General features: G+C 61.8%; 12 protein-coding genes and 1 tRNA gene. 7 read left to right on the forward strand and 6 right to left on the reverse strand.

All coding sequences use genetic code 11. The annotated features are described in order from the left end of the window. Positions 1–27 precede the first annotated feature (27 nt). The 7 genes from LPB73_RS16200 to LPB73_RS16230 all read left to right on the forward strand — a co-directional run bounded on the left by LPB73_RS16200 (position 28) and on the right by LPB73_RS16230 (position 6,818). A complete protein-coding gene (locus tag LPB73_RS16200; RefSeq protein ID WP_231077529.1) occupies positions 28–2,340 on the forward strand; it encodes a molybdopterin-dependent oxidoreductase in 2,313 nt (770 codons plus the stop codon). A gap of 15 nt (positions 2,341–2,355) precedes the next feature. Further along, entirely contained in the window at positions 2,356–2,925 is a 570-nt protein-coding gene (locus tag LPB73_RS16205; RefSeq protein WP_231077530.1) for a peroxidase-related enzyme, read from the forward strand. 76 nt (positions 2,926–3,001) lie between these two features. Further along, positions 3,002–3,688, forward strand: a complete 687-nt coding sequence (locus LPB73_RS16210; RefSeq protein ID WP_231077531.1) for a class II aldolase/adducin family protein — start codon at positions 3,002–3,004, stop codon at positions 3,686–3,688. Between the two features lie 33 nt (positions 3,689–3,721). Continuing rightward, entirely contained in the window at positions 3,722–4,681 is a 960-nt protein-coding gene (locus LPB73_RS16215; protein ID WP_231077532.1) for a sugar kinase, read from the forward strand. A gap of 39 nt (positions 4,682–4,720) precedes the next feature. Next, positions 4,721–5,467 (forward strand): SDR family NAD(P)-dependent oxidoreductase, encoded by a 747-nt coding sequence (locus tag LPB73_RS16220; protein WP_231077533.1) that lies wholly within the window; start codon positions 4,721–4,723, stop codon positions 5,465–5,467. Between the two features lie 354 nt (positions 5,468–5,821). Further along, positions 5,822–6,241, forward strand: coding sequence for a hypothetical protein (locus tag LPB73_RS16225; RefSeq protein WP_231077534.1), 420 nt, complete (start codon positions 5,822–5,824; stop codon positions 6,239–6,241). A 340-nt stretch (positions 6,242–6,581) separates the two neighbouring features. Beyond that, a complete protein-coding gene (locus LPB73_RS16230; RefSeq protein ID WP_231077535.1) occupies positions 6,582–6,818 on the forward strand; it encodes a hypothetical protein in 237 nt (78 codons plus the stop codon). Between the two features lie 352 nt (positions 6,819–7,170). Here the strand turns inward: LPB73_RS16230 and LPB73_RS16235 are convergent, their stop codons facing one another. The 6 genes from LPB73_RS16235 to LPB73_RS16260 all read right to left on the reverse strand — a co-directional run bounded on the left by LPB73_RS16235 (position 7,171) and on the right by LPB73_RS16260 (position 11,912). Then, on the reverse strand, positions 7,171–7,446 hold the full coding sequence (locus LPB73_RS16235; protein ID WP_093760270.1) for a hypothetical protein: 276 nt from the start codon (positions 7,444–7,446) through the stop codon (positions 7,171–7,173). Positions 7,447–7,827: 381 nt separating this feature from the next. Beyond that, positions 7,828–7,903: transfer RNA gene (locus tag LPB73_RS16240), tRNA-Lys, on the reverse strand. Between the two features lie 173 nt (positions 7,904–8,076). Continuing rightward, on the reverse strand, positions 8,077–8,730 hold the full coding sequence (locus LPB73_RS16245; RefSeq protein ID WP_231077536.1) for a Spy/CpxP family protein refolding chaperone: 654 nt from the start codon (positions 8,728–8,730) through the stop codon (positions 8,077–8,079). Positions 8,731–8,868: 138 nt separating this feature from the next. Then, positions 8,869–10,194 (reverse strand): TRAP transporter large permease, encoded by a 1,326-nt coding sequence (locus LPB73_RS16250; protein ID WP_175366840.1) that lies wholly within the window; start codon positions 10,192–10,194, stop codon positions 8,869–8,871. Beyond that, positions 10,191–10,766 (reverse strand): TRAP transporter small permease, encoded by a 576-nt coding sequence (locus tag LPB73_RS16255; protein ID WP_068738416.1) that lies wholly within the window; start codon positions 10,764–10,766, stop codon positions 10,191–10,193. Before LPB73_RS16255 ends, LPB73_RS16250 begins: the two co-directional genes overlap by 4 nt. A gap of 144 nt (positions 10,767–10,910) precedes the next feature. Next, positions 10,911–11,912, reverse strand: a complete 1,002-nt coding sequence (locus tag LPB73_RS16260; RefSeq protein WP_231077537.1) for a TRAP transporter substrate-binding protein — start codon at positions 11,910–11,912, stop codon at positions 10,911–10,913. Between the last annotated feature and the right edge of the window lie 255 nt (positions 11,913–12,167).

The following is a 12,167-nucleotide window of genomic DNA, read 5'->3' on the forward strand; positions in this document are numbered from 1 at the left end:
CGGCGAGCAACGACACGGAGACGATGCGTGAGTGAGATCAAGCGGATCCCGCATTGCAGTCACTGGGGCGCCTATACGATCCTCGTGCAGGACGAACAGATCGTGGGCATCGAGCCGTTCGCCCATGATCCCGCCCCCTCGCCGATCATCCATTCGGTGCCGGAATGGGCCAATCCTGAACGCCGCGTTCTGCGTCCGATGGTGCGCTCCGGCTGGCTCGACAAGCGCGAGCACAGCGATCGGCGCAAGCGCGGCGCGGAGAAGTTCGTGCCCGTCAGCTGGGATGAGGCGACCACGCTGGTGGCCGACGAAATCCGTCGCGTCTCGAACACCCACGGCAATGCGTCGATCTTCGCGGGCTCCTATGGCTGGACCAATTCGGGCCGCCTGCATCATGCGTCGTCTTTGCTCAAGCGCATGCTCAATCTGATCGGCGGCTTCACCCGGCATGTGGATACGTATTCCATTGCTGCCGGCCCGGTGATCCTGCGCCATACGCTGGGAAGCTCGGATGCTTGCGACGGCCAGGCCAATACGCTCGACACCATAGCCGCACACACCGACACGCTTGTGGTGTTCGGCGCGCTATCGCCGCGCACTGCGCAGACCGAGGCCGGTGGCATCGGCACCCACCGCCTCGAATCCTATCTCAGGAAAATCGCCGAGCGCGGCATCCGCATCGTTCACGTCTCGCCGCTGAAGGACGATATGCCGGATTGGGTCGATGCCGAATGGTGGCCGATCCGCCCGAACACTGACACCGCGCTGATGCTGGGCCTCGCCGGCGAGATCGTGAAGGCAGGCCGGCACGCCCGGGATTTCCTTGATCGCTGCACCAGCGGCGCCGAGCAACTGCTCGGCTATCTCGACGGCTCGTCAGACGGCATTCGCAAGGATGCAGCCTGGGCCGCGGAGATCTGTGGGCTCGATGCCGACGGCATCCGCCAGCTGGCGCGACGCCTCGTCGATACCCGCAGCATGCTTACCGTGAGCTGGAGCCTGCAGCGCGCACATCATGGCGAGCAGCCGTTCTGGGCAGCGCTCGGCCTCGCCTCCATCATCGGCCAGATCGGGCTGCCGGGCGGCGGTGTCGGCTACGGCTATGCCTCGCTCGGCGGCGTCGGCTCGCCCATCAATCTCGGCAAGTCACCGGCCATCTCGCAACTCACGCGCCCGATCGATAGCTTCATCCCGGTGGCGCGCATCAGCGACATGTTGCTCAATCCCGGCGCGACCTTCACCTATGAGGGCGAGACGCGAACCTATCCGGACACAAGGCTGGTCTACTGGGCCGGCGGCAATCCCTATCATCACCATCAGGATCTCAACCGGCTGTCCGAAGCCTGGACGCGGCCCGAGACCATTATCGTCCAGGATCCGATGTTCACCGCGACGGCACAGCGCGCCGACATCGTGCTACCGGCGACCACATCGATCGAACGCAACGACCTTGCCGGCAACAGGCGCTCCGACTTCATCATTGCGATGAAACAGGCCATCAAGCCGGTCGGAGACTCACTGCCCGACTTCGAGATTTTCGACCGCATCGCCGGCAAGCTCGGCGTTGCCGACCGCTTCAACGAAGGCCGCGACGAAATCGGCTGGGTCCGTCATCTTTATGAGGCGAGCCGGCAGGACGCCTCCGAGCGGCTCGGCTTCGACATGCCCGACTTCGAAACATTCTGGCACGACGGCTATGCGCGCTGCCCGGTGCGCGCCGACCACACTTTCCTCGCCGATTTCCGCATCGATCCCGAGGCGCATGCGCTCAAGACCGAAAGCGGCAAGATTGTGCTCGGCAGCAAGACCCTTGCCCGGCTCGGTTATGCCGATTGTCCGTCGCATCCGGCCTGGGTTGAGCCGGCGGAATGGCTCGGCAGCGGCAGCGATGCGTCCGACTTGCACATGATCTCGCATCAACCGGCCGGCCGGCTGCACAGCCAGATCGAAACCGGCGTCGCCAGCGTGGCCAACAAGCGCAACGGCCGCGAACAGGCACGGCTGCATCCCGACGACGCCGCGGCGCGCGGCATCAGCGACGGACAGACCATCCGCATCTGGAATGCACGCGGCGCCTGTCTCGCCACTGCTGACGTCACCGACAGCGTGCGCTCCGGCGTGCTGGTGCTGCCGACCGGCGCCTGGTTCACCCCGCGCGCCGAGACCGGTCTCGAAGTCGCCGGCAATCCGAACGTGCTGACGCTCGACATCGGCACCTCGCAATTCGGCCAGGGCTGCTCGGCGCATACATGCCTGGTCCGCGCCGAACCCCATATTGCAGATCAACGCGACGCTTTTGAAGAATACCAGGACAGACTGGTTGCACTCGCGACCGCCTGAGAGGAAACAGAAACCATGACCACCCCAGCCATCAGCCGCTTCCCCGTCCCCGAAATCTCCAGCCTGCCGGAGGACATCCGCACGCGCATCCTCGCGGTGCAGGAAAAGTCCGGCTTCGTGCCCAACGTGTTCCTGACACTGGCGCATCGGCCCGACGAATTCCGCGCCTTCTTCGCCTATCATGATGCGCTGATGGACAAGCCAGGCCCGATCACCAAGGCCGAGCGCGAGATGATCGTGGTGGCCACCAGCAATGCCAACCAGTGCCAGTATTGCGTGGTGGCGCATGGTGCCATCCTGCGCGTCCGCGCCAAGAACCCGCTGATTGCCGACCAGATCGCGGTGAACTATCGCAAGGCCGACATCACGCCGCGGCAGCGCGCGATGCTCGATTTCGCCATGAAGGTCTCGATGCAGGCTTACGAGGTCGGCGATGCCGATATCGAGGCGCTGAAGCGCCACGACTTCACGGAGGACGACGTCTGGGATATCGCTGCCATCGCCGCCTTCTTCGGCATGTCGAACCGGTTGGCGAATGTCACCAGCATGCGGCCGAACGACGAATTCTTCGCCATGGGGCGCTGACCCGCCTCGCACCGATATAACGATCGCCCGCAGCGGCCGGTAAGAGCCGCAGCGACGACTTTCGAGGAAACAAGCCATGACGCATCCAAGCGCCGCAGACGTCGCAACCCGGCAGGCCATCATCGATGCCTGCCACGAAATGTCGGCTGCCGGTATCAATCAGGGCACGTCCGGCAATATCAGCGTCCGCACCGGGGACGGCATCCTGCTGACGCCGTCCGGTGTTCCCTATGACAGCATGCGGCCGGAAGACATCGTCGCGATGAAATGGGATGGCTCGTGGACGGCGCCGGCTGGCCGCGTGCCCTCGACGGAATGGCGTTTCCACCTCGACATACTCAAGGCCAAGCCCGAAACGAATGCCGTCGTGCACGCGCATCCGATCTTCTGCACGATCATCGCGATCATGAACCGCAGCATTCCCGCGATCCACTACATGATCGCGGCGGCCGGCGGCAACGACATCCCCTGCGCGCCCTATGCGCAATATGGCACCGCGGAACTGTCGCAAGCGGCACTGGAGGCGCTGCGCTATCGCCGCGCCTGCCTGCTCGCCCATCACGGGCTGATCGCCATCGGCCCCAATCTGCGCAAGGCGATGTGGCTTGCGGTGGAGGTCGAAGTGCTCGCCAAGCAGTATCACGGCTGCTTGCAACTCGGCACGCCGCCGCTGCTGCCGGATGCCGAGATCGACAGCATCCTGAAGCGATGGGGACAATACGGCCTGCGCGACAGCGACGGCACGCCGAAAACCTCGACCTAACCAACCAGCACCAACAATTGCGAGACTTGCCATATGGCCCATCCCCACGACGTCAGCGTCTGCGGTACCTATATCCTGGACATCCTCGGCGTCCCCGTCACTGAAATCCCGGCCGGCGGCGGCCGCGCGCTGATCGATGAGATCCGGCTCACGGTCGCCGGCACCGCGGGCGGCACCGTGGTGCCCTGCGCGCGTCTCGGACTGAAGGCGCTCGCCGTCGGCGCGGTCGGCGCCGACGAAAAGGCCGACTGGGTGCTGAATGCGATGCAGCGCGAGGGCATCGATATTTCGGTGATGGAGCGGATGGCCGGCGTGCCGACCTCCGCCACCATCCTGCCGATCCGTCCGGATGGCTCGCGGCCGGTGTTGCATGCGCGCGGCGCCTCCGCACGCTGGAAGATTTCGCCCGAAGCGCAGAAAGCCGCCTGCCGCAGCAAGGTGCTGCATCTTGGCGGCGTCGGGTCGCTGCTGGCGATGGACGGCGAGCCGACGGTGGCGCTGCTGCGCGACGCCAAGGCGGCCGGCTGCATCACCACCGTCGATCTCATCCAGGCACGCGGCGAGACGCTGGCACTGGTCGAACCGCTGATGCCCTATACGGACTTCTTCATGCCGAGCATCGACGAGACCCACGCGCTGGTCGGCACCGACGACCCCGCGGCCTGCGCGCAATATTTCATCGGCAAGGGCGCCGGTGCCTGCGCGATCTCGCTCGGCGAGCACGGCTCTTTCATCATGACGCGCGACGGACGGCAGTTCACGGTGCCGGCTTTCGAGGTGAAGGTGCGCGACACCTCCGGCTGCGGCGATTCCTATACCGGCGGCTTCATCGCCGGCCTCGTCCGCGACTGGGACCTGCTGGACTGCGCAAAACTGGCGACAGCCACCGCCGCCACCGTCGCGACGGGGCTCGGTTCCGGCGCCAATCTCGTGTCCTTCGAGGAAACGGTCAAGGCGATGAACACGCTGCCCGTCCGCGGCGCGCGCGCCTAATTCATCCATCGACAGCTTTCATAGAAGCAGGAACATCACATGACCAGACATGCCATCGTCACCGGTGCCAGCCGCGGAATCGGACGCGCCATCGCCCTTGGCCTCGCCGAGCGCGGCTACAATCTCGCTCTGACCGACATCGCAGCGCAGGAGAGCACGCTGCTGGAGACCGTCACCGATGTGAAGAAGCTCGGGACCAAGTGCATTCCGGTTCTGGCCGATGTCAGCAAGCTCGAGGATTGCCAGCGCTCGGTTGCGGAAGCGGTCGCGGCTCTCGACCATGTCGATGTTCTCGTCAACAATGCCGGCATCCTGCGTCTCGCGAGCATCGAAGAAACCACGCCCGAACACTGGGACCAGACCTTCGCCGTGAACGTCCGCGGCGTGTTCCAGATGACCCAGGCGATGGTCGTCCACATGAAGGAGCGCAAATACGGGCGCATCGTCAACATCGCCTCGCTGGCCGCGCGCACCGGCGGTCCCGGCCAGTCGCATTATGCCGCGTCGAAATCCGCTGTGGTGGGCTTCACGCGGGTCTCGTCGATGGAATTCGGTGGCCATGGCATCACGGTGAATGCCGTATGCCCCGGCATCATCCTCACCGAGATGGGCCGCAACAACCTGCGCGATCCGGAGCGGGTCACCTATTTCGAGAAGATCACCGACCTGCATCGGCTCGGCGAGCCGGAAGACGTCGTCGGCCCCGTCGCATTCTTCGCCTCCGACGATTCCGCCTTCGTGACGGGCCAGGCACTCAACGTGGATGGAGGTATCTTCTACAGCTAATCGACCTCAATCCGAGATCGACGCTCGGCAACGAACGCACGACCCTGCCGGACTTCGCGGACGTGCGTATCCGGGACCGCGCACCACTGCATGGACAGCAACGGGCTGAACCATGCGGTGGCTCCTGCTCCATACTCACGAACGATGGCGCAGCACTTCGAGCAAACGCGTGAAGGCGGCGGTCGAACGTCGAAGCGATCCTGGACGCGCCTATCTGGACGTTAGGCTTGGAATTTTGGCGCGGTCAGAATGAGGTGACGCCTGGGCCGGCAGCTTTTTTTGCCCCGCGCTGCAACCAACGGGGTTCACGGATGTTGCAGCATTTGCTGGGTGGCCGTCCATAGGAGCGCATCCATGTGTGATTACAGCCTGCACGCGGTCGCCAACCGTCCCGCAGAGGTGGCGGATAGGTTGGTATCGGCAAGATTTCCTTCGACGACGACCAAAGGGTTCGCAAGCTTCGACGATCCAAACGTTGCGGTATGCCTTCGCCCTGGCACCGAGATCGCTTTTGAAGAAAACGTCCGAGTCGATGGATGGGTGTTTCGCCGCAACGTCAACGATCGACTAGCCCGGTTTCGTCAAATTGACATGGGCCAGTATCACAATCACCACGACGCGCTGGAATTCTCAAATGGCAGGATTGTTCTCGTCACAGACCTGAGGCCCGGGCAGAAGGCAATCGTGCTGCAATTACCGGTCAGCCAGGCAATCCAGAAAACCAGGACCGCTGCGCCTGCAGCGACGCCGCGGGCCGCTCGGACCACTCCCTGACGAGCCGTATCGCCAGTAGGCAGAAGAAACCCGCCGGCGCAGCTCGGCGGGTTTTCATTGCATTGGTAGGGTCTTGGCTATGCTCGACGTCTCGCGGCATATCGCCGAACCGCAGACCGCCATAACCCGCTCGATGCCCTCGGGCGTTTTTTCTTTGGCTCCCTTGAACCTTTCAGCCACGTCCATCGTACCAATTTGAACTGGGGATTTGAGGGCCCAGTGTTTAGCCAACGTCGCCGGGGCGATCATACTCCGCCCAGGGCGGCGTTGCGCGTACGATCCCCACCCGCCTCACCCGCGGGCTTTTGCAGAGCCGCACGCCATCGGCTAGAATGCCGGAATGACGAACACAAAAGCATGGCAGTCCAAGCTGCTCGACGAACCCAGGATCGGCTTTGTTGAAGAGCACGGTTCGCGCGCGGCCAATGCCGAGCGCGCGATGGTCGCCGAGCGCCGGCACAAACCGACGGCATCCCCTCGGACGACTCCGAAACACGATCCTCTGGCGAAGATCCTGAACGAACCGCGCGTGGGCTTTGAGACTATCCACCGATCCGCCCCCAGGTCGCCAAAATGAAAGAGCCGCCCACTGAGGCGGCTTTACTGCTTGGGAAGCCTAAAACCAGATCGGTGCCGAAAATGAAAATACAGGCCGGCGCCTATTCCCAACACCCAGCATATCGTTGCGATGCCATGGATCATGTACTTCACCACAGGATGATCGTTGGGTATTCCGAACTGACTGGCGCCCAGCATGAGCGCTAGACACAAGATTACCGTCGCCAGAATACCGGCCGCCGAACCCGCGCAAAGCCGCAAAAAGAGCTTCATCTACAGATAGTGGCCCGTCTGCCCCTAACGTTTCTTAAATTCGGCCACCGCGGTTTTCAAACCAGGCCTGAGGTCGCAAACCGGCCAGGACGAATAGTCTAGAGCTTCGCCTGGACCGTCCAGAATGATGCATCTTTATCGGACAGGTCATTGTGGATGGTGCTGTCGCTCGGGGCGTGTGGACGCAGCCGCCAAGCCTCCGAATTGATCTCCAATTCGAGCTCGCTGTGCGAAGCTGAGATTACCTTACCTGACACCCGACTTTTGTTTGGGTATTCGAGCGCAAGCGTTTCTCCCGGCGCCACCGATTTGGCGACGACAGAAATCACGGTACCGGTTTTGATGTCTTTTCCGTTGATGAAGGCGCTGAGCATCGACAAACTCCCATTTGCTGCTTGGTGATTGGACTTGAATGCAAAGCGCGCCGCACGACGGCACCGGAATGCTGTTTCTCCAGATGTAGGAACGTACACGCATCCCGGCGGTTCCACCTGGCCACCTCCAGCAGAGGGTACGGGACCAATAGAAAAATTCTGTCTGCGGTTTCGCTCGGGTTCGCAAAGACCTCCGGAAAGACCGCTGCAGCGCGCGGAGGAGGCTCAACGGGTTTTCGACGTTTCTTCGTGGCTTGGCCGTCTGGCTGATGGATGGCTCAGCAAAAGACCAAAAGCAGGCGACCCGTCAGAATGACAGACGACGTCCGGTCGGAATGACTGACCACCGAAATTCTAACAAACTGATTTGTTGAGATTTTTTGGTGGGCGCACTAGGGCTCGAACCTAGGACCCGGTGATTAAGAGTCACCTGCTCTACCAACTGAGCTATGCGCCCGGATCCAGATCCGGATATCCCCGTGGGGACGGCGTCGTTTAGCAAAGCGATCCGGGGATGTCCAGCGACGCTGTCACAAAAATTGCACCGATTTTCGCAATCGCAAAAATGCGAAAAAGCCGCTGGATTTCAGCGGCTTCTTCGTTGTTGCGACCGTGGAAAACTGCTCCAGATCAGAGCCGTTCGGCGCCCGGCGCGGGGTTGCGCTCGAATCTGTCGCCGGGGCCACCGGGACCGCGATCGTCGTCATCGCCGAAACGCGGGCGATCGAAGCCGGGAGGGCCGAATCCCTCGCCTTCGAAGCTGCCGCGCTCATAGCCCGGGCGCGGGCCACGGTGACGCCAGCCGCCCTCCCCGCCGCCGAAGCGGCGGTCCATATGGGTCAGCACTGCCAGTCGCCGCTTCTGCCCGTCATCGAGGGTCTTGTAGAGCGGGTCGGCGGCATCGGCGATCTTCTTCAGCGCGGCGGCCGTGGTGGCCATGTCGCCGGCGCGCTGCTGCAGGCGGGCGACCGGATTGTCCGGCGTGTCGGCCCGCTTCGCGTCGTCGTCGCGGTTCTTGCGCTCTTCCATGCGCGCATTGGCGCGGTCGATGCGCAGCTTGGCGAAATCGCGCACCGCGCTCTCAACGGCCGGCCACATCTTCTCCTGATCCGGCGTCAGCTTGAGACCGGCCTTCACGGCAGCGATGCGCGCATCGGCGAACGCAGCGCGGTCTTCCGGATTCATTCTGACGTGATGATGCATCCATGGACGGTGCTGGGCATAGACCGCGGTAGAACCGGCGATCACGGCAACAGCGGCACCGGCGAGCAAGATCTTCTTCATGGCAACCTCCTTTGGAAAGTCACCTGAAGATGATCCCGCGCCGCCGGACCTTCAACTTACGCTTTGGCCATATGTTTTCCGGATGTGTTCGTTTTCTGAATATGCATTCACGATGGAACACACTTCAGAATTCTTTTGTCACAGCATCCCGAGCAATCGCGGCAGCCACAGCGAGAGTTCCGGAATGTAGGTGATGAGGCCGAGGAAAATCAGCAGCGTGATCAGCCACGGCAGCACGGCAATGGAGAGTTCGGTGATCCCCATCTTCGCGATACCGGAGGCGACGTAGAGATTGAGTCCCACCGGCGGATGACACATGCCGATTTCCATATTGACCACGATGATGATGCCGAAGTGCACCGGATGAATGCCGAGCTTGACGGCGATCGGATAAAGGATCGGCGCCATGATCAGAACGATCGAGGACGGCTCCATCACATTGCCCGCGAGCAGCAGCAGCAGGTTCACCACCAGCAGGAAGGTGATCCAGTTGATGCCGCTGTTCGTGATCCAGTTCGACATCGCCTGCGGGATCTGCTCGCTGGTCATCAGGAACGAGAACAACACCGCGTTGGTGACGATGTAGAGGATCATCGCGCTCATGCTGGCCGAGATCAGAAGAACCTTGGGCACGTCCTTCCACTTCATGTCCTTGTAGATGAACATCTCGATCAGGAAGGCGTAGACGGCGCTCATGGCGGCGGCTTCCGTCGGCGTGAACCAGCCGAGATAGATGCCTCCCAGCACGATAACGATCAGCGAAATGCCCCAAGCTGATTCCCGAAAGGCGTGCCAGCTCTCGGCCCAGGTTGCCTTGGGTATGCGCGGATAGTTGTTCTTCCACGCGCGATACCAGGTCGTGGCGGAGAGCATGACGGCCAGGATCACACCCGGTATCATTCCGGCCATGAACAATTGTCCGACCGAGGCGGAAGAGACCTTCTCGCCGGCGGGACCGAAGTAAACCGCACCGCTGGTCGATACTGCGTAGATCACCATGATGATCGAAGGCGGAATCAGGTTGCCGAGCGCGCCGCCGGTAACGATGATGCCGGCAGCAAAGCGCTTCGGGTAGCCGACCGAAAGCATGGCCGGCAGCATGATCGAGCCGATCGCCACCACAGTCGCCGGCGAAGACCCCGACACCGCTGAAAACAGCGCGGCGGCCATCGTGGCTGCAATGCCCAGTCCGCCGGCCCAATGGCCGATCATCGTCCGCGCGAATTCGATCATTCGCCGCGCGACGCCGCCATGCGTAAGGAAGTTTCCGGCGAGGATGAAGAACGGGATCGCCATGATCTCGAACTTCTCGATGCCGGTAAACAGCTTCAGCGCGACGGATTCGATCGGCACGTTGGTCATGAAAAACAGGAACGTCAGCACCGTGAGACCGAGCGCGATCGAGATCGGCATGCCCGTCAGCATCAGCACAACAAGCAGTCCGAAAATAATGGCAGCGATCATCGGATGATCCTCGCGGCGCTGGCGGCGGCGGCTTCGGGATCGATCCCCTCCACGTCGGTCTCGTCATGATGTGGGAGTTCGCCGGTGCGCCAGAACTTGCGAGCAACCTGCAGGAAGCGGAAGCACATCAGATAGGAGCCGAGCGGAACACAGAGATAGATGATCCAGCTCGGCAGTTCGAGATCGGGCGTCACCTGATCGGTGTACATCAGCCCGTAGACGAATTTCGCGCCCATGCTCCCGACCACAAAGGTGAAGAGCGCGCCGCAGAGCAGACCGAACATCACCACCGTCTTGCGCCAGGGCGGGTCGAGTTGGTTCACCAGCACATCGACGCCGACATGGATGCCGGTCCGCACGCCGTAGGCGGCGCCGAACTTCGCCATCCACACAAACATCAAGATGCACAGCTCCTGCGCCCACGACAGGTGGATCGGGAACAAAAACGGATAGAAGAACGGGATGCCGACGAGGTAGCGATGTGCCACTGCAATGAAAATGATCACGGTCGCGGCCGCGATCAATGTCATGATCAGCAGTTCCTCAAGCCGATCGAGGATGCGAAGAAACATTTAGTCCCCCAGTGCGGGTCAACCGGCAATTGATCTGATCGCGGCGTGACCTTGCGCTAACCCCATTCCGCAGTCAGGCAACTGCGGCCCCCGGGGCGTCAGTGGCTTCCGCACCCGAGGGCGCGGAAGCTCACATCGTCAATCCTAGTTGGTGGCGCCGCGCGTTTCCTTGAGAAATTCGTCGATCAGTGGCTTGCCTACCCGGCCTGCTACATCGGTATAAACCGACTCCACCGCCTTGCGCATGCCGGCATCTTGCTCCGGCGTCAGTGTAACAAATTCGGTCTTGCCGCTCTTCTTCATCTCGGCGAGCGCGTCGTCGTTTTCCTTCGCCGACTGGCCGTTGCCATAGGCGGTGGCTTCCTTCATGGCCTTTTCCAGAAGGCCGCGAGTATCCGCCGGAATGCCATCCCAGAATTTCTTGTTCACCACCACCACGTAACCGATGTAACCGTGGTTGGTCAGCGTGGTGTACTTCTGCACCTCATGCATTTTCTGGGTGTAGATGTTCGACGGCGTATTCTCCTGACCATCGACCACGCCCGTCTGCAGCGCCTGGTACACTTCCGAGAACGCCATCACCTGCGGAATCGCGCCAAGCGTGCGGAATTGAGCTTCCAGCACCTTTGACGACTGGATGCGGAACTTCATACCTTTGTAGTCCGCGGGAGTGAGCAACTTCTTGTTCGCGGTCATCTGCTTGAAGCCGTTGTCCCAATAGGCAAGGCCGGTCATGCCTTTGGAATCCAGCAGCTTGAGCAGTTTCGCGCCGAGCGGGCCGTCAGTCACCTTGCGCAGGGTGGCGAGGTCCGGAAGGATGTAGGGAAGATCGAAAACCTCGAACTCCTTGACGCCGATCGGCCCGAACTTCGAGTTCGACGGCGCCAGCATTTGCACCGCGCCGAGCTGCAAGGCTTCCAGCTCTTCCTTGTCCTTGTAGAGCTGCGAGTTCGGATAGACTTCGACCTTGACCTTGCCGTCGGTGTATTTCTCGGCGAGTTCCTTGAACTTCTCCGCAGCGAGGCCCTTCGGCGTGTTCGGCGCGACGACATGGCTGAATTTGATGATGATAGGCGCCTGCGCGGCGGCCGGTCCTATCAATGCAAGCGCGGCAACCGATGCTGCTGCGAAAATCAATTTGCGCATGTGTTTCTCCCCGTAATGACGTGGGAGCTCATTGAGCGGCTCCCGCTTGTATGCCAGTTGCAGCAATATAGAGATCAATGCGCAAACACCATTGCCCGTTCGCAGGGGTGCAACATGAAATCGATGCTGCAACGCAAAACGCGGAGCGCCTGCTCCCTCTCCCCGTTCTGCACGGGGAGAGGGGCGGGGTGAGGCAATGGCCTAACAGCGTGGGGAATCGTGCGGGTGCGACCCGTCAGTAAGTGAGGGATGAGA

This window comes from Tardiphaga sp. 37S4 (assembly GCF_021044645.1).
In the GTDB taxonomy this organism is placed as follows: Bacteria; Pseudomonadota; Alphaproteobacteria; order Rhizobiales; family Xanthobacteraceae; genus Tardiphaga; species Tardiphaga robiniae.